Source organism: Mesorhizobium sp. B2-3-5 (assembly GCF_006442395.1).
Lineage (GTDB): Bacteria > Pseudomonadota > Alphaproteobacteria > Rhizobiales > Rhizobiaceae > Mesorhizobium.
Window position 1 is genome coordinate 1 of the sequence record NZ_VFVX01000002.1, and the last position, 18,949, is coordinate 18,949.

The following is an 18,949-nucleotide window of genomic DNA, read 5'->3' on the forward strand; positions in this document are numbered from 1 at the left end:
CCAGATCGACGATCTCCTGCCCTGGGCTTACATCCCCGCCTCTGAACTCAGGGCCGTGGCCTGAGAACATCGCTTACCACCAAAACAGGCCGAAATTGTATTGGGGCCTGAAATTACTGTTAATTTTGGGGCAAAAATCGGTGGGAAGATCACCGAAGGCGTACCCCTGTACGATTAGTTGTTATATTAAGGCTGCTGGGGGGCAGCCATGCACATTGAGTTCGTTGAAATTTCCAACTTTCGCAAGTTGATATCGACCCGCGTCGGTCTGTCGAAAAAAACTACAGTGTTTGTCGGTGCCAACAACAGCGGAAAAACGTCCGCAATAACGGCCCTTCGGTACTTCCTGGTCCAGCGGGAAAAAAACAACTTCGCGTTCAACGACTTCACCCTAAGCCATTGGCCCACCATCAATACCATGGGCTTGGCGTGGGAGCAGGCATTGGTGGCAGAGGAACCCTTGCCCGATCCGAATTGGGATGCGGTATTGCCATCAGTCGATGTCTGGCTTGAAGTCCCCGAAACCGAACTGCACTATGTCCAGCCCTTGCTGCCAAATCTCGAATGGGTAGCCGGCCGTTTAGGGGTTCGCGTGCGGTATGAGCCGATCGACGCCCAGCAACTCCAAATGGATTACCTCGCAGCCCGTCGCGACGTGCTCGCCTTGCAAAAGGAAGCAGCAGCCCTCGCCGGTGGAGCAGGGGCAGCGGCCCCTCCGTTTGTAGTCAAACTATGGCCCGAAAACCTGGTCGATTATCTCCAGCGGCGGCTCACGAGCTACTTCACCCACAGGTATTACGTATTGGACCCGGAGGCCATCGCCGAACCAGTCCACGGGGTAGCTCAACCCCAGCAACTTAACGCCTATGAGCCAATTGATGGAGACCCGTTCAAGGGCCTCGTTCGGATCGATGAGATTAGCGCTCAACGGGGCTTCGGGTCCGGTGAGGACGGGTTTGAGGACGACAAGGCAGCCACGGCTTCCGGTTCCCGGAAGCTCTCCACCCAATTGCGCCGGTATTACGCCCTTCATCTTGACCCGTATGAGAAGCCAGACGCCAAAGATCTCCATGCGCTAAGGGCGATCGAGCAAGCCCAGAAAGCTTTTGACGGTCGTCTGACAGATGGTTTTGAAAGCCCGCTCAAGGAAATGCATAAGTTAGGTTATCCGGGGGTCACCGATCCAAGGTTGAACATCTCGACGCGATTGCGACCTGTTGAGGGTCTTAACCACGAGGCCGCAGTGAGATTCGAAATCCCGGTCCATGACGGTGAGAAGCAGGTCAAGCTTCATCTGCCGGAAGACTCCAACGGTCTCGGGTACCAAAATCTCATATCGATGGTCTTTCGCCTGATGGCGTTTCGCGACAGCTGGATGAAAGTCGGCAAAGCGAAAGCAAAAGCAGGGGATGAAACGGTGATCGCGCCACTGCATCTGGTGCTTATCGAAGAACCTGAAGTCCACCTTCACACCCAGGTACAGCAGGTCTTCATCCGCCAAGCTTATAAGATTCTCCGCAATCACGACGAGCTTGGAGCAAAAGAGCCTTTTCGAACCCAGATGGTGGTGAGTACGCATTCAAGCCACATCGCGCACGAATGCGAATTTGACTCGCTAAGGTATTTCAGACGCCTGCCGGGAGACGCGACGAGTATTCCGACCTCCTGTGTTATGAACCTGAATGACGCGTTTGGGGGTGACCCTGAGACGAAGCGGTTCGTGACCCGCTACCTGAAGGTGACGCACTGCGATTTGCTTTTTGCCGATGCTGCCATTTTCATAGAAGGGCCTGCCGAACGCATTCTTGTTCCCCATTTTGTGAACGAGCATCCTGAGTTTTCCAAACTTTCGGAGAGTTACATCACCTGGCTCGAAATTGGGGGAAGTCATGCCCACCGCATGAAATCGCTTGTCGAGCGCATTGGTCTGACAACGCTTATCATCACCGATCTCGACTCTTGTGATGCCGAAGGGAAGGTGGCAGTTCCGGTGAGAGGGCAGAACTATACCTCCCGCAATCAAACCCTCCGAACTTGGTGTCCGGCTGCCACTCAGCTCGATGAGCTTCTGGACAAGCCTGACGCAGATAAGATTATGACTTATGCTGATGAGCGCTTCGCAATTTGCGTGGCTTATCAGTCTCCGGTGCAAATCACCTTCAAAGGCGTCGAGACGGAAGCTCTGGCCTACACGCTTGAAGATTCGATTGTGTATGCGAACCTAGCCTTATTCGCTGGCCTGGGCGGCACAGGGCTCATTGCCAAGTTCCGCCAAGCCATCAACGACAGCGCTGACAGTGCTGCCTTGGCAGCCGCCCTCAAAGAGAACTTGAAGGGCGGGAACAAGGCCGAGTTTGCGTTGGACCTGCTTGAGATTGAGAACCCTGTCGTACTCGCCCCGCCAGCCTACATCCGTGTCGGACTCCTCTGGCTAGCCGAACAACTGCAACGCAAGCAACTCGAACTCGGTATTGTCAAGGTTGTCGAAAATCCTGTACCCGATGTGGCGGACCAGCCTGCCGGAGTGGCAGCATGACAGCACCGTTCCAATCCAACTCCAACATGAACATGGACGACCATGTGGACGGTACGATTGCCGATGCGCTCCGGATGGACAACCCTAAAAGTTTTTTCCTGTTTGCGGGCGCGGGTTCGGGCAAGACCCGCACTTTGGTCAATGCGCTTGAACATATTCAACGTAGGTTCCGCGACATCCTTCGCCTGCGCGGGCGCCAGGTCGCGGTTATCACGTACACTAACGCTGCATGCGAGGAGATCATCCGGAGAACGAAGTACGATCCGCTTCTGGTGGTCAGGACGATTCACAGTTTTGCCTGGCAACAGATCCAGGGTCTAAACAACGACATTCGGGAATGGCTTCGCGAGACGCTTCGACGCCAGATCGATGAGCTCGAGGATGAGGAGGCCAAAGGTCGGCCGGGGACCAAGGCCTCGATCGGGCGACTCGCGCGGATCGAGTCCAAGAGGCATCGCCTCGATCGCTTGGACCAAATCAAGACCTTCACTTACAACCCGAATGGAGACAACCGAGAACGAAACGCCCTGAACCACAGTGAAGTCATTTCGATTTTTTCTTCGTTCTTGCAGTCGAAGCCCCTGATGCAACGGCTCCTGGTCGAAAAGTTTCCTTTCCTTTTCATCGATGAAAGCCAGGATACCCACGGCGCCCTCGTGGACGCTTTGCTGACCGTTCAAAAGGCGCACGCCGAGCGTTTCAGCCTCGGGTTGATCGGCGACACCATGCAGCGCATCTACTCCGACGGCAAAGAGCGCATTGAGGATGAGATCCCCGAGGGCTGGGAAGTCCCTGAAAAGAAACTCAATCACCGGAGTCCGAAGCGTGTGGTGCGGTTGATCAACAAGATCAGGTCATCAGCAGACGTTCATACGCAGGAGCCCCGCGACGATGCGATTGAGGGTTGGGCCCGCCTGTTCGTGTTTCCAACGGCTACGCCGGACAAGCCCGGACTGGAACAGAGAATCCGGGAATATATGGCAGGGGTCACCGAGGATCAGCTTTGGAATACGATTGACGACTGCAAAATCCTTACCCTGGAACATCACATGGCTGCGCGTCGGATGGGGTTTGAGCAGATGTTCGAGGCCCTGGCTTCTGTCGAAGAGTTTCGTACCAGCTTTCTTGATGGCACGTTCGGACCCACCCGGCTCTTCACACACTGTGTGTTGCCTTTGGTCACCGCGCAACAAAAGGGCGACAAATTCACTGCGACTAGGGTCCTACGGGAACTATCGCCTCTGCTGAGCAAGGACAGTCTGAAGGCGTCGCAAAAACCGGCCGACCAGCTCGCTGCAGCTCAGTCTGCAATCAGCAAACTAATGCATCTCTGGGACATGGGCACTCCCTCCTGCGGTCAGGTGTTGATAAGCATTGCTGAGACGAAACTCTTCGAAATCCCGGACCGGCTTAAAGCGGTCGTGGCGGTGCTGACATCGTCGTCAGAGAACGTGAAGCCGGAAGACGAGCGAGCCGATCCGCAGAGCGAGGATATGGCGGCGCTCGTGCGCTTCCTTGAATGCCCGTTTTCCATGATCGAGCCTTACGCGACCTATGTTGCCCATCAGGCGCCCTACGACACCCACCAGGGCGTCAAAGGGCTCGAATTCGATCGCGTGATGGTCCTCATGGATGACAGTGAGGCACGCGGCTTCATGTTTGGCTATGACAAGCTGCTCGGTGGAAAAGAGCCGACCGCGAGCGACCTAAAGAGCCAGCAAGAAGGACGGGACAGTACTATCGAACGGACACGACGCCTATTTTACGTAACCTGCAGTCGCGCCAAAATGAGCCTTGCGTTGGTGGCTTATACCGACAACCCGGGCGCCGTGCGGAAGCATGTGCTGAATAGCGGGTTGTTCGACGATGCCGAGGTCTTCCTCGCTCTCCCAAACTAAAGCCCCGACGATCGCCGCCAGTCGACAAAGCCAAGCATTGCTCGCGCGCGAAGTCTACAGATTTCTGCCAAAAACGAACGTCCTGAATTACACAAAGCCTTGCACATCAAATCCAAGATCGGCTATAAGCGCTGAATTATCAACGGGATGTACAAACGCTATTCGGTCTCCAAAACCGCAGGTCGTAGGTTCGAGCCCTGCTGCCCGTGCCATTTTCGAAATGGCTATCAGAACGACATTTTTACCGGTGGCCTTTGAAATTCGGCGACCCGCTTGCCATATTGATACAATTGGGGCATAAGGCTCGTATAGCCGGGACGGAACGACTGGATGGTTCCGAGGCGGCGTTTGGGCATAAAGCGGACACTTGCCACTTGCGTGGAACAAGAATCGGTTTTATGTAGACAGGACAGACACGCGGCGCGTGGAGCTGGGAAGCCGGCTTTACGCGTCTGATTTGCATGGGCGAAATGATTGCGCTGATTCGGCGCAAAAATGGACCCAGGCGGCACGTCCCGGCCAGCGGGATCATCCAGGGGGCCCGGCCAACGGGTCTTGAAGACAGGCGGCATATGGCTTCGAAAACCACAAATCCTTTCGTCTTTCTCCAGCAGGTGCGCGCGGAGACAGCCAAGGTGACTTGGCCGTCGCGGCGCGAGACGATGATCTCGACGGTGATGGTTCTGGCCTTCGCTGTGATCGCGATGCTCTTTTTCTTCACCGCCGATCAGCTCATGGGCCTCGCGGTCGAGCAGATTCTGGGAATTGGACGCTAAGTCCGGCGATTACGGAGAAGTCGTAAAATGGCTACGCGCTGGTACATCGTCCACGCTTATTCGAACTTTGAGAAGAAAGTCGCCGAGGACATCGAGAACAAGGCCAAGCAGAAGGGCCTGTCCGCCGATATCGAGCAGATCGTGGTGCCGACCGAGAAGGTCGTCGAGGTCCGTCGCGGCCGCAAGGTCGATGCCGAGCGCAAGTTCTTCCCGGGCTATGTGCTCTTGAAGGCCAATCTGACCGATGCGGTGTTCTCGCTGGTGAAGAACACGCCGAAGGTCACCGGTTTTCTCGGCGATTCCAAGCCGGTGCCGATTACCGAGGCGGAAGCGCAGCGCATCCTGAATCAGGTGCAGGAAGGCGTCGAGCGGCCGAAGCCCTCGGTCACCTTCGAGATCGGCGAGGCGATCCGCGTCTCTGACGGTCCCTTCGCGTCGTTCAACGGCTTCGTCCAGGAAGTGGACGAGGAGCGGGCGCGGCTCAAGGTGGAAGTTTCGATCTTCGGGCGCGCCGTGCCCGTCGATCTGGAATTCGGACAGGTCGAAAAGGGCTGATCCGAAATCCCCGATGTTGGACCGGCTCGCCGGTCCGGCGATCAGGGGAGGCGGCGCGGAAACGCGCGGCTTTAACGACGGTGGGAGGCGAATGCGGCGTTAGCCTGTCGCAGAAACCGCACCACCAGACTGCAACCGCCGGTGTTTCCCAGGTCGTGGAGCCGGCATAGACAAAGGCAGGAATAGAGATGGCTAAGAAAATTGCAGGCCAGCTCAAGCTCCAGGTCTCCGCGGGTTCGGCTACGCCGTCGCCCCCGATCGGCCCGGCGCTTGGTCAGCGCGGCATAAACATCATGGAATTCTGCAAGGCGTTCAACGCGCAGACCCAGGAAATGGAAAAGGGATCGCCGGTTCCGGTGGTCATCACCTACTACCAGGACAAGTCGTTCACCTTCGTCATGAAGACGCCGCCGGTGAGCTACTTCCTGAAGAAGGCTGCGAACCTGAAGTCCGGTTCGAAGGAACCCGGCAAGGTCAAGGCCGGTACTGTTTCGCGCGACAAGGTTCGCGAGATCGCTACCGCCAAGATGAAGGATCTGAACGCAAACGACGTCGAAGCGGCCATGCGTATGGTCGAGGGCTCCGCCCGCTCGATGGGTCTGGAAGTGGTGGGCTAAGATCATGGCAAAAATTGCAAAGCGTGTATCCAAGTCCCGCGAAGGCATCGATCCCAACAAGGCCTATGCCCTGGGTGAAGCGCTGAAGCTGCTCAAGGACCGTTCGTCGGTCAAGTTCGACGAGACCGTCGAAGTCGCCATGAACCTGGGTGTCGACCCGCGCCATGCCGACCAGATGGTCCGCGGCGTGGTCAACCTGCCGAACGGCACCGGCCGCTCGGTTCGCGTCGCCGTGTTCGCCCGTGGCGACAAGGCGGAGGAAGCCAAGGCCGCTGGCGCCGACATCGTCGGTGCGGAAGATTTGGTCGACATCGTCCAGAAGGGCACGATCGATTTCGATCGCTGCATCGCTACGCCGGACATGATGCCGCTGGTCGGCCGTCTCGGTAAGGTGCTCGGCCCGCGCGGCATGATGCCGAACCCGAAGGTCGGCACCGTCACCACCGACGTCGCCGCCGCCGTCAAGGCATCGAAGGGCGGCGCGGTCGAGTTCCGCGTCGAGAAGGCGGGCATCGTGCATGCCGGCGTTGGCAAGGTCTCGTTCGATGTCAAGGCATTGGAAGAGAACGTCCGCGCTTTCGCCGACGCGGTGACCAAGGCAAAGCCGGCTGGCGCCAAGGGCAATTACGTCAAGAAGGTGTCGGTCACCTCGACGATGGGGCCGGGCCTCAAGCTGGACGTCTCGACGCTCGCCGCGTCCTGATCGAATTTTTGGGCCGGCCGCAAGCGGCTGACCTTTGAAGTGAATTCCGGGCCTTGGATTTATCCTGGGCCCGGTACCGGAAGCCGGAAGGTTTCCGGACATCCTGTCCGAGATTGCAGGCGGCCCAAAAGCCTTAATTCATGTTGGCCTGCATGAGACGGGTGAAGACCCGACAACGGAGCGACAAGCTCCAATGAAAGGTTCGAACCGTGTTTGCCTTTTGTCTGCGCATCGCCGGCTTGGCCGTCGATGTGGCGAAAGGGGGCAGGATCCTCGAGCGTCGTTCGGGAGATCCGTTACTGGATGGCCCGGCCGGCAAAAAGGCAACCCGACGCCTGTCTTTGTGAATGGGATGTTCCCATTAACAGGATGGGGGTCAACTGGAGATAGGCAGTGGACAGAGCGGAAAAACGCGAACTCGTCACGGGCCTGAACGATGCGTTCTCGGGCGCAGGTTCAGTGGTCGTGGCCCACTATGCCGGTATCACCGTCGCGCAAATGAACGACCTTCGGTCGAAAATGCGCGCCGCCGGTGGCACCGTTAAAGTCGCGAAGAACCGTCTCGCCAAAATCGCTCTTCAGGGCACGGACTCCGCATCGATCATCGACCTGTTCAAGGGACAGACGCTGGTCGCTTATTCGGAGGATCCGATTGCGGCGCCGAAGGTCGCGTCCGATTTCGCCAAGGGAAATGACAAGCTCGTCATTCTCGGCGGCGCAATGGGCACGACCTCGCTTGACGCCGACGGTGTGAAGGCACTCGCCACACTTCCGTCGCTCGACGAGCTGCGCGCCAGGCTGGTTGGCATGATCGCCACGCCAGCAACCCGGATCGCCCAGATCGTCAATGCACCCGCGGCTTCGGTCGCGCGCGTCATCGGCGCTTACGCCCGGAAGGACGAGGCGGCATGAGGCCGTTCCTCGCTATCACAAACACACGTTCGAACCTAACGAAGGAATACAACAATGGCTGATCTCGCAAAGATCGTAGACGACCTTTCGAAGCTGACCGTCCTCGAGGCGGCTGAGCTGTCGAAGCTTCTGGAAGAAAAGTGGGGCGTTTCGGCTGCTGCTCCGGTGGCGGTTGCCGCTGCTGGCGGCGCTGCCGCTGCTGCTGCTCCGGTCGAAGAGAAGACCGAATTCGACGTCGTCCTCACCGAGGCCGGCGCTCAGAAGATCAACGTCATCAAGGAAGTCCGCGCCATCACCGGCCTTGGCCTCAAGGAAGCCAAGGATCTGGTCGAAGCGGCTCCGAAGCCGGTCAAGGAAGGCGTTTCCAAGGCCGACGCCGACAAGTTCAAGGCCCAGCTGGAAGCAGCCGGCGCCAAGGTCGACCTGAAGTAAGCGTATAAAGCGGCGGGCGGCCTCGCGCCGTCCGCCACTCCCTTCGCCTGGAAGGGAGGGCGCGTAACGCGAGATGTACGAGAACCTCTTTCCTGAGGGCCTGGAAGCGGCCTTCAGGAAACGGGTTTTCTCCCGTTTTAGCCGGCCGCCGACGGGAGGCTGGAGAACAGACAGAGAGCCGCCGCCCAGGTGGCTCGGAATGCAAGGCGAACCGCGGCGAGGTTCGCCCCGAGTTTAGAGCTAAGGAGCGACGATGGCCCATACCCAGACTTTCAATGGCCGCAGACGCGTACGCAAGTTCTTCGGAAAGATCCCGGAAGTTGCGGAGATGCCGAACCTCATCGAGGTTCAGAAGGCGTCCTATGACCAGTTCCTGATGGTGGACGAGCCCAAGGGCGGCCGTCCGGACGAGGGACTGCAGGCTGTTTTCAAGTCGGTCTTCCCGATCTCCGACTTTTCCGGCTCCTCGATGCTGGAGTTTGTGAAGTACGAGTTCGAAGGACCGAAATTCGACGTTGACGAATGCCGTCAGCGCGACCTGACCTATGCCGCGCCGCTGAAGGTGACGCTACGCCTCATCGTGTTCGATATCGACGAGGATACCGGCGCCAAGTCGATCAAGGACATCAAGGAGCAGGACGTCTACATGGGCGACATGCCGCTCATGACCTTGAACGGCACCTTCATCGTCAACGGCACCGAGCGCGTCATCGTCTCGCAAATGCACCGTTCGCCGGGCGTCTTCTTCGACCATGACAAGGGCAAGTCGCACTCGTCGGGCAAGCTTCTGTTTGCCGCGCGCGTCATTCCCTATCGCGGCTCGTGGCTCGACATCGAGTTCGATTCCAAGGATGTCGTGCACGCCCGTATCGACCGTCGCCGCAAGATCCCGGTGACGTCGCTTTTGATGGCGCTCGGCATGGATGGCGAAGAGATCCTGTCGATCTTCTACAACAAGATCACTTACAAGCGCGCCGGCGACCACTGGCGCATTCCGTTCAACGTCGAACGTTTCCGCGGCCTCAAGGCTGTCGGCGACCTGGTCGATGCCGATACGGGCGAGATCGTTGTCGAAGCCGGCAAGAAGATCACCGCCCGTCAGGCGCGTCAGCTCGGCGAAAAGGGCCTGAAGGCGATCAAGGCGACCGACGAGGACCTGCTCGGCAACTATCTCGCCGAGGACATCGTCAACTACGCCACCGGCGAGATCTTCCTCGAAGCCGGCGACGAGATCGACGAGAAGACGCTCAAGGTGCTGCTTGGCACCGGCGAGCAGGAGATCAAGATCCTCGACATCGACCATGTCAATGTCGGCGCCTACATCCGCAACACGCTCGCCGTCGACAAGAACGAGAGCCGCCAGGACGCGCTGTTCGACATTTACCGCGTCATGCGCCCCGGCGAGCCGCCGACGCTTGAGACCGCCGAAGCCATGTTCAACTCGCTGTTCTTCGACAGCGAGCGCTATGACCTGTCGGCTGTCGGCCGTGTCAAGATGAACATGCGCCTCGAACTCAAGGCCGAGGACACCGTTCGCGTGCTGCGCAAGGAGGACATCCTGGCCGTGGTCAAGACGCTGGTCGAACTGCGCGACGGCAAGGGCGAGATCGACGACATCGACAATCTCGGCAATCGCCGCGTGCGTTCGGTCGGCGAGCTGATGGAGAACCAGTACCGCGTCGGCCTGCTGCGCATGGAGCGCGCGATCAAGGAGCGTATGTCCTCGATCGAGATCGACACGGTGATGCCGCAGGACCTGATCAACGCCAAGCCGGCGGCCGCCGCCGTGCGCGAGTTCTTCGGTTCCTCGCAGCTGTCGCAGTTCATGGACCAGACCAACCCGCTGTCGGAGATCACCCACAAGCGCCGTCTCTCGGCGCTTGGACCGGGCGGTCTGACCCGCGAACGCGCCGGCTTCGAAGTGCGCGACGTGCACCCGACGCATTACGGCCGTATCTGCCCGATCGAGACGCCGGAAGGCCCGAATATCGGTCTGATCAACTCGCTGGCCACCTTCGCGCGCGTCAACAAGTACGGCTTCATCGAAAGCCCGTACCGCAAGATCGTCGACGGCAAGCTGACCAATGACGTCGTCTATCTCTCGGCGATGGAAGAAGCCAAGCACCATGTCGCGCAGGCCAACGCCGAGCTCGACAAGAATGGCGGCTTCGTCGACGAATTCGTCATTTGCCGCAGTGCCGGCGAAGTGATGATGGCGCCGCGCGAAAACGTCGACCTGATGGACGTGTCGCCCAAGCAGATGGTGTCGGTGGCCGCGGCCCTGATCCCGTTCTTGGAAAACGACGACGCCAACCGCGCTCTGATGGGCTCGAACATGCAGCGTCAGGCCGTGCCGCTGGTGCGCGCCGAGGCGCCGTTCGTCGGCACCGGCATGGAGCCGGTCGTCGCCCGTGACTCGGGTGCCGCCATCGGTGCTCGCCGCGGCGGCATCGTCGACCAGGTGGACGCTACCCGTATCGTTATCCGCGCGACGGAAGATCTCGATCCGGGCAAGTCCGGCGTCGATATCTACCGGTTGATGAAGTTCCAGCGTTCGAACCAGAACACCTGCATCAACCAGCGTCCGCTGGTGCGCATGGGCGACCGGGTCAACAAGGGCGACATCATCGCCGACGGTCCGTCGACGGAGCTCGGCGATCTGGCGCTCGGCCGCAACGTGCTGGTCGCGTTCATGCCGTGGAACGGCTACAACTACGAGGACTCCATCCTCTTGTCCGAGCGCATCGTCGCCGACGACGTCTTCACCTCGATCCATATCGAGGAGTTCGAGGTCATGGCACGCGATACCAAGCTTGGTCCGGAGGAAATCACGCGCGACATTCCGAACGTCTCGGAAGAAGCGCTGAAGAACCTCGACGAAGCCGGCATCGTCTATATCGGTGCGGAAGTTCAGCCGGGCGACATCCTGGTCGGCAAGATCACGCCGAAGGGCGAAAGCCCGATGACGCCGGAAGAGAAGCTTCTGCGCGCCATCTTCGGCGAAAAGGCTTCGGATGTGCGCGACACCTCAATGCGCATGCCTCCGGGCACCTTCGGCACCGTCGTCGAGGTGCGCGTGTTCAACCGCCACGGTGTGGAGAAGGACGAGCGCGCCATGGCGATCGAGCGCGAGGAGATCGAACGCCTCGCCAAGGACCGTGACGACGAACAGGCGATCCTGGACCGCAACGTCTACGCCCGCCTCTCCGACGTGCTCGTCGGCAAGGAAGCGATCGCCGGACCGAAGGGCTTCAAGAAGGGCTCGACGCTGTCCAAGGATACGCTCGACGAGTATCCGCGTTCGCAGTGGTGGCAGTTTGCCGTGGAGAACGAAAAGCTCCAGAGCGAACTTGAAGCCCTGCGTGGCCAATATGACGACTCCAAGAAGGCGCTCGAACAGCGCTTCATGGACAAGGTCGAGAAGGTCCAGCGCGGCGACGAAATGCCTCCGGGCGTCATGAAGATGGTCAAGGTCTTCGTGGCGGTGAAGCGCAAGATGCAGCCGGGCGACAAGATGGCCGGCCGTCACGGCAACAAGGGTGTCGTGTCGCGCATCGTCCCGGTCGAGGATATGCCTTTCCTCGAGGACGGCACGCATGCCGATATCGTGCTCAACCCGCTGGGTGTGCCGAGCCGCATGAATGTCGGCCAGATCCTGGAAACGCATCTGGGCTGGGCCTGCGCGGGAATGGGCCGGAAGATCGGCGAACTGATCGATGCCTACAAGGCGGGCGGCGACATCAAGCCGCTGCGCAAGACGTTGGAAAGCTTCATGCCGTCCAACGACCGCAACGAGCCGATCCGCGAGTATGACGACGAGAGCATTGTTCGCCTCAGCGAGCAGATGCGCCGCGGCGTCTCGATCGCGACCCCGGTGTTCGACGGCGCGCACGAGGCCGACATCAACACCATGCTGGAGCAGGCTGGCCTGCACACCAGCGGTCAGTCGCAGCTCTATGACGGACGCACCGGCGAGCCGTTCGATCGCAAGGTGACGATGGGCTATATCTACATGCTCAAGCTTCACCACCTCGTGGACGACAAGATCCACGCGCGTTCGATCGGTCCGTACTCGCTCGTCACCCAGCAGCCGCTGGGCGGCAAGGCGCAGTTCGGCGGCCAGCGCTTCGGCGAAATGGAGGTCTGGGCGCTGGAAGCCTACGGCGCCGCCTACACGCTGCAGGAAATGCTGACGGTGAAGTCGGACGACGTCGCCGGCCGTACCAAGGTCTACGAGGCGATCGTCAGAGGCGACGACACCTTCGAGGCAGGCATCCCGGAGAGCTTCAACGTGCTCGTCAAGGAAATGCGGTCTCTCGGCCTCAATGTCGAGCTGGAGAACACCAAGCTCGACGAAGCACCGGTTCGGCTGCCCGATGCTGCCGAATAGGAAGTAAACAAGACATCCGGTCGCGGGAGAGGGCTCCCGCGACCGGATGCATCAATTCTTCGGCCGGTGGGCCGACCACTCAGCGGGCATTCGGCCCGCGTTAGATGCAAGGGGTTTTCGAGGACCCCGAAAAGGAGAACGGCATGAACCAAGAGGTCATGAATCTCTTCAATCCCCAGGCGCCTGCGCAGGTGTTCGATTCCATCCGGATCTCGCTTGCCAGCCCTGAGAAGATTCTGTCCTGGTCGTTCGGCGAGATCAAGAAGCCGGAGACCATCAACTACCGCACCTTCAAGCCGGAGCGTGACGGTCTGTTCTGCGCGCGCATTTTTGGCCCGATCAAGGACTATGAGTGCCTGTGCGGCAAGTACAAGCGCATGAAGTACAAGGGCGTCATCTGCGAAAAGTGCGGCGTCGAAGTCACGCTGTCGCGCGTGCGCCGCGAGCGCATGGGCCATATCGAGCTCGCCGCTCCGGTCGCCCACATCTGGTTCCTGAAGTCGCTGCCCTCGCGCATCGGCACGCTGCTCGACATGACGCTGAAGGACATCGAGCGCGTCCTCTACTTCGAGAACTATATCGTCACCGAGCCTGGCCTCACCGCGCTGAAGGAGCACCAGCTGCTCAGCGAGGAAGAGTACATGATCGCCGTCGACGAGTATGGCGAGGATAGTTTCACCGCCATGATCGGCGCCGAGGCCATTCATGACCTTCTGGCCGGCATGGACCTGGAGAAGATCGCCGGCGACCTGCGTTCGGAGCTGGCTTCGACCACGTCCGAGCTGAAGCAGAAGAAGTATCTGAAGCGGCTCAAGGTCGTCGAGAACTTCATGGAATCCGGCAACCGTCCGGAATGGATGATCATGAAGGTGGTTCCGGTGATCCCGCCGGACCTGCGCCCGCTCGTCCCGCTGGACGGCGGCCGTTTCGCGACGTCCGATCTCAACGACCTCTATCGCCGCGTCATCAACCGCAACAACCGTCTGAAGCGGCTGATCGAGCTGCGTGCCCCCGGCATCATCGTGCGCAATGAAAAGCGCATGCTGCAGGAAGCCGTCGATGCGCTGTTCGACAACGGCCGCCGCGGCCGCGTCATCACCGGCGCCAACAAGCGCCCGCTGAAGTCGCTGTCCGACATGTTGAAGGGCAAGCAGGGCCGGTTCCGTCAGAACCTGCTTGGCAAGCGCGTCGATTATTCCGGCCGTTCGGTCATCGTGACCGGTCCGGAGCTCAAGCTGCACCAGTGCGGCCTGCCGAAGAAGATGGCGCTCGAACTGTTCAAGCCCTTCATCTATGCCCGCCTCGACGCCAAGGGTTACTCCTCGACCGTCAAGCAGGCGAAGAAGCTGGTCGAGAAGGAGCGTCCGGAAGTCTGGGATATCCTCGACGAGGTCATCCGCGAGCATCCGGTGCTGCTGAACCGCGCGCCGACGCTGCACCGCCTCGGCATCCAGGCGTTCGAGCCGATCCTGATCGAAGGCAAGGCAATCCAGCTGCATCCGCTGGTCTGCACGGCCTTCAACGCCGACTTCGACGGCGACCAGATGGCCGTTCACGTGCCGCTGTCCTTGGAAGCGCAGCTCGAAGCCCGCGTGCTGATGATGTCGACCAACAACATCCTGCATCCGGCTTCCGGCGCGCCGATCATCGTGCCGTCGCAGGACATGGTTCTGGGTCTCTACTATCTCTCGATCGTCAACCAGAACGAGCCGGGCGAGGGCATGGTGTTTGCCGATATGGGCGAACTCCAGCACGCGCTCGAGACCAAGGCGGTGACGCTGCACGCCAAGATCAAGGGCCGCTTCCGCACGGTCGACGCCGAAGGCAAGGTCGTGTCGAAGATCTACGACACCACGCCTGGCCGCATGATCATCGGCGAGCTTCTGCCGAAGAACGTCAACGTGCCTTACGAAACCGCCAACCAGGAGATGACCAAGAAAAACATCTCCAAGATGATCGACACCGTCTACCGCCACTGCGGTCAGAAGGAGACGGTCATTTTCTGCGACCGCATCATGGCGCTCGGTTTCGCCCATGCCTGCCGTGCCGGCATTTCGTTCGGCAAGGACGACATGCTGATCCCGGATACCAAGGTCAAGCTGGTGTCGGATACCGAGGCTTTGGCCAAGGAATACGAGCAGCAGTACAATGACGGTCTGATCACGCAGGGTGAGAAGTACAACAAGGTCGTCGACGCCTGGGCCAAGTGCTCGGAAAAGGTCGCCGACGAGATGATGGCCCGCATCAAGGCGGTCGAGTTCGAGGACAATGGCCGTCAGAAGCCGATGAACTCGATCTACATGATGTCGCACTCCGGTGCGCGTGGCTCGCCCACCCAGATGCGTCAGCTCGCTGGCATGCGCGGCCTGATGGCCAAGCCGTCGGGTGAAATCATCGAGACGCCGATCATCTCGAACTTCAAGGAAGGCCTGACCGTGCTCGAGTACTTCAACTCGACCCACGGCGCCCGCAAGGGTCTGGCCGACACCGCCTTGAAGACGGCGAACTCGGGCTACCTCACCCGCCGTCTGGTCGACGTGGCGCAGGACTGCATCGTCAACTCCGTGGATTGCGGCACCGACAAGGGCCTCACCATGCAGCCGATCGTCGATGCCGGCCAGGTTGTCGCTTCGGTTGGCCAGCGCGTGCTGGGCCGCACCGCGCTCGACGACATCAACCATCCGGTGACCGGCGATCTGCTGGTCAAGGCCGGCAAGCTGATGGACGAGCGCGATGTGGAGCAGATCGAAAAGGCCGGCGTCCAGTCGGTCCGCATCCGTTCGGCGCTGACCTGTGAGGTCAGGGTCGGCGTCTGCGCGGTCTGCTACGGACGCGATCTGGCCCGCGGCACCCCGGTCAACCAGGGTGAAGCCGTCGGCGTCATCGCGGCGCAGTCGATTGGCGAGCCGGGCACCCAGCTCACCATGCGTACCTTCCACATGGGCGGTACCGCGCAGGTGGTGGACTCTTCGTTCCTTGAAGCCTCCTATGAGGGCAAGGTCGAGATCCGCAACCGCAACGTGGTGCGCAACTCCGACGGCCAGCAGATGGTCATGGGCCGCAACATGGCGGTGCTGATCCTCGACGAAGCCGGCAAGGAGCGCGCCACGCACCGCGTCACCTATGGTTCGCGCATCTTCGTGGACGATGGCGACAAGGTGAAGCGCGGCCAGCGTATCGCCGAATGGGATCCCTATACCCGCCCGATCCTCACCGAAATCGAGGGCAAGGTGGCGTTCGAGGATCTGGTCGACGGCATTTCCGTGCAGGAAACGGCCGACGAGTCGACCGGCATCACCAAGCGTGAGGTCATCGACTGGCGTTCGACGCCGCGCGGCAACGACCTGAAGCCGGCGATCGTCGTCCAGGACACCAAGGGCAAGGTCGGCAAGCTGTCGAAGGGTGGCGATGCCCGCTTCCTGCTCTCGGTCGAGGCCATTCTCTCGGTCGAGCCGGGTGCGCAGGTTCGTCCCGGCGACGTGCTGGCGCGTATCCCGATGGAAAGCGCCAAGACCAAGGACATCACCGGTGGTCTGCCGCGTGTTGCCGAACTGTTCGAGGCCCGTCGTCCGAAGGATCACGCCATCATCGCCGAGATCGACGGCACGATCCGCTTCGGCCGCGACTACAAGAACAAGCGTCGCATCATCATCGAGCCGCATGACTCGACGCTTGAGCCGGTCGAATACCTGATCCCGAAGGGCAAGCCGTTCCATCTCCAGGACGGCGACGTCATCGAGAAGGGCGACTACATCCTCGACGGCAATCCCGCGCCGCACGACATCCTGGCGATCAAGGGCGTGGAAGCGCTTGCTTCCTACCTCGTCAACGAGATCCAGGAAGTCTACCGTCTGCAGGGCGTGTCGATCAACGACAAGCACATTGAGGTGATCGTTCGCCAGATGCTGCAGAAGGTCGAGATCACCACGCAGGGCGACTCGACCTATATCCCGGGCGACCATGTCGACGTGATCGAACTGGAAGAGGTCAACGAGCGGCTGATCGAGGACGGCAAGAAGCCGGCCGAAGGCCAGCCGGTGCTGCTCGGCATCACCAAGGCCTCGCTGCAGACGCCGTCCTTCATCTCGGCCGCCTCCTTCCAGGAGACGACCAGGGTGCTGACGGAAGCAGCCGTCGCCGGCAAGACCGACATGCTGCAGGGCTTGAAGGAAAACGTCATCGTCGGCCGGCTGATCCCGGCCGGTACCGGCGGCACGATGAGCCAGATCCGGCGCATCGCCACCTCGCGTGACGAACTCATCATCGACGAGCGCCGCAAGGCCTCCGGTGTGGAAGTGGCCGAGCCGATGCTGGCCGACATGACAACCGCCGCGCAGTAAGCGCGGCGGCAAAGATCTCAGGCAACAGGGCCGTCGGGGCAACCCGGCGGCCTTTTCGCTTCGACAATCGATCGAGGAAGAGAGATGAGCACGAAGACCTGGACAGCTGTCGACAATTATATTGTTTCCTCGCTCTTCGAGGCGGATGCGGTTCTCGACGCGGTTCTTGCCGCCAACCGCGATCACAGCTTGCCGGCGATCGACGTGTCGGCGGCGCAGGGAAAGCTGCTCTCGCTGCTGGTGCGCATCGGCAGTGCGAAGAAGGTACTCGAGATCGGCACGCTGGGCGGCTATTCGACCATCTGGATGGCGCGGGGATTGCCGGCCGGCGGCAAGATCGTGACGCTCGAACTCGATCCGCACCATGCCAAGGTCGCGCGTTCGAATTTTGAGCAGGCTGATGTCTCGGACAAGGTGGACTTGCGCGTCGGCCCCGCATTGCAATCGCTCGCCGAGCTGAGTGACGAGAATGCCGGCCCGTTCGACCTCATCTTCATCGACGCCGACAAGCCGAACAATCCGAATTATCTGGAGTGGGCCATGCGGCTGTCGCGCACCGGAACGGTCATCATCTGCGACAACGTCATCCGCGACGGCGCCGTCGTGAACGAAGATGGCCGCGACGCCAACGTCGAAGGCGCACGCGCGGCCTTTTCATTCATCGGCGGTGACAAACGGCTGGACGGCACCGCCATCCAGACCGTTGGAGCCAAGGGCTACGACGGCTTTGCCATCGCGATTGTCGATTGAAGGCAACCACCGGAGTTGGATGTACGAGCGCCTTTAGTCCTGTTCTCAGCCATCTGAGATTGCAGACGTCGACCCTGGCAGGAGTTGAGCAGCAATCAGTCGAAAAACGCCTCGACCACATTCCGCTTGCCGAGCATGAAGGCGTCGGCGACATGCTGCAGTGGGGCGAGATCGACGTCGGAGACACCCGCGCGCACGATTTCGGCGAACCGCCTGTAGAGCATCGGGTACTCCGTTTCCGGCTCCTCATGGACCACTCGCCCATCAATGGCTAGTTTCGAGCCGCCGCCGGAAAGCACCATCTTGCCGGCATCCGTGTCAGCGAGAATGTCCCAGCTTTGCGGGCCGGTCTGCAGCCAGTCGAGGTCCATCGTAACCTGCGATCCGTTGGCCGCGCGGAAGGCGACCTGGGCCGCGATCGGCGCGTGACGATTCTCTGGAAAGTCGAGTGCCGCCGAGGTGATGTGCATCGCCGGCAGGATGTAGGTCGCGATCGACAGCGCGTTTATGCCGGGATCGAAGACACCGAAACCGCCGGGTTGCCAGATCCAGTCCTGGTTCGGGTGCCAGCGACGGACATCTTCCTTCCAGACGATCGCTGCCGAGCGGATTCGAGTTGATGCGAGAAAGCCGCGTGCCGCTTCAACCGCCGGTGCATAGCGCGAATGCCAGCTGGCAAAGAGGGACACGCCCTGCTTTGCAGCCAGCACCCTCAGATCCTCGACTTCGCTGACCGTGGCGCCCGGCGGCTTTTCCAGGAAGACATGCTTCTTTGCTTCGAGCGCGGTGCGCGCTGCGTCGTAACGGAATTGCGGCGGCATGCAGAGTGATACGGCGTCAAGCTCCGGCACAGCGTCGAGCATCGCCTCGATGGAGGGAAAATTCGGGATGCCGTCGACCTTGCCATGCCGGCTTGCTGCGGCGGCGAGGCGGTAGGCCTGGTCCTTCGCCAGGGCCGGCAGGTGCTGGTCGCGCACGATCTTGCCGACGCCGATGATGCCGAGCTTGATGGGATTATTGGTCGAGGACATGTGTGCTCC

General features: G+C 60.5%; 12 protein-coding genes. 11 read left to right on the forward strand and 1 reads right to left on the reverse strand.

Features of this window, described 5'->3' with window-relative positions:
* The first annotated feature begins 208 nt into the window (after positions 1–208).
* The 11 genes from FJ958_RS02770 (at position 209) to FJ958_RS02820 (ending at position 17,909) form a co-directional block, all read left to right on the forward strand.
* A complete protein-coding gene (locus tag FJ958_RS02770; protein WP_140739180.1) occupies positions 209–2,536 on the forward strand; it encodes an AAA family ATPase in 2,328 nt (775 codons plus the stop codon).
* Positions 2,533–4,434 (forward strand): UvrD-helicase domain-containing protein, encoded by a 1,902-nt coding sequence (locus FJ958_RS02775; RefSeq protein WP_140739183.1) that lies wholly within the window; start codon positions 2,533–2,535, stop codon positions 4,432–4,434. The genes FJ958_RS02770 and FJ958_RS02775 overlap by 4 nt, the downstream gene beginning before the upstream one ends.
* Before the next feature lie 572 nt (positions 4,435–5,006).
* Complete coding sequence (gene secE, locus FJ958_RS02780; RefSeq protein WP_140609826.1) at positions 5,007–5,210, forward strand: preprotein translocase subunit SecE; 204 nt, start codon at positions 5,007–5,009, stop codon at positions 5,208–5,210.
* Positions 5,211–5,237: 27 nt separating this feature from the next.
* The gene (nusG, locus tag FJ958_RS02785; protein WP_015317996.1) at positions 5,238–5,765 is read left to right on the forward strand and encodes a transcription termination/antitermination protein NusG; all 528 of its coding nucleotides are present in this window, start codon (positions 5,238–5,240) and stop codon (positions 5,763–5,765) included.
* Between the two features lie 188 nt (positions 5,766–5,953).
* Complete coding sequence (rplK, locus tag FJ958_RS02790) at positions 5,954–6,382, forward strand: 50S ribosomal protein L11 (protein WP_010909262.1); 429 nt, start codon at positions 5,954–5,956, stop codon at positions 6,380–6,382.
* A gap of 4 nt (positions 6,383–6,386) precedes the next feature.
* On the forward strand, positions 6,387–7,085 hold the full coding sequence (gene rplA, locus FJ958_RS02795; protein ID WP_140609809.1) for a 50S ribosomal protein L1: 699 nt from the start codon (positions 6,387–6,389) through the stop codon (positions 7,083–7,085).
* A gap of 393 nt (positions 7,086–7,478) precedes the next feature.
* A complete protein-coding gene (rplJ, locus tag FJ958_RS02800; RefSeq protein WP_140609810.1) occupies positions 7,479–7,997 on the forward strand; it encodes a 50S ribosomal protein L10 in 519 nt (172 codons plus the stop codon).
* A 54-nt stretch (positions 7,998–8,051) separates the two neighbouring features.
* Entirely contained in the window at positions 8,052–8,429 is a 378-nt protein-coding gene (rplL, locus tag FJ958_RS02805) for a 50S ribosomal protein L7/L12 (RefSeq protein ID WP_015317993.1), read from the forward strand.
* A gap of 253 nt (positions 8,430–8,682) precedes the next feature.
* On the forward strand, positions 8,683–12,819 hold the full coding sequence (rpoB, locus tag FJ958_RS02810; RefSeq protein WP_140739186.1) for a DNA-directed RNA polymerase subunit beta: 4,137 nt from the start codon (positions 8,683–8,685) through the stop codon (positions 12,817–12,819).
* A gap of 143 nt (positions 12,820–12,962) precedes the next feature.
* Positions 12,963–17,159 (forward strand): DNA-directed RNA polymerase subunit beta', encoded by a 4,197-nt coding sequence (gene rpoC, locus FJ958_RS02815; RefSeq protein ID WP_140739189.1) that lies wholly within the window; start codon positions 12,963–12,965, stop codon positions 17,157–17,159.
* 84 nt (positions 17,160–17,243) lie between these two features.
* Positions 17,244–17,909 carry an O-methyltransferase gene (locus FJ958_RS02820; protein ID WP_140739192.1) on the forward strand — a complete coding sequence of 222 codons (666 nt, stop codon included), beginning with the start codon at positions 17,244–17,246 and terminating at the stop codon, positions 17,907–17,909.
* A 95-nt stretch (positions 17,910–18,004) separates the two neighbouring features.
* Here FJ958_RS02820 and FJ958_RS02825 read toward each other — a convergent pair whose 3' ends face one another.
* Positions 18,005–18,940 (reverse strand): Gfo/Idh/MocA family oxidoreductase, encoded by a 936-nt coding sequence (locus FJ958_RS02825; RefSeq protein WP_140739194.1) that lies wholly within the window; start codon positions 18,938–18,940, stop codon positions 18,005–18,007.
* Positions 18,941–18,949 lie beyond the last annotated feature (9 nt).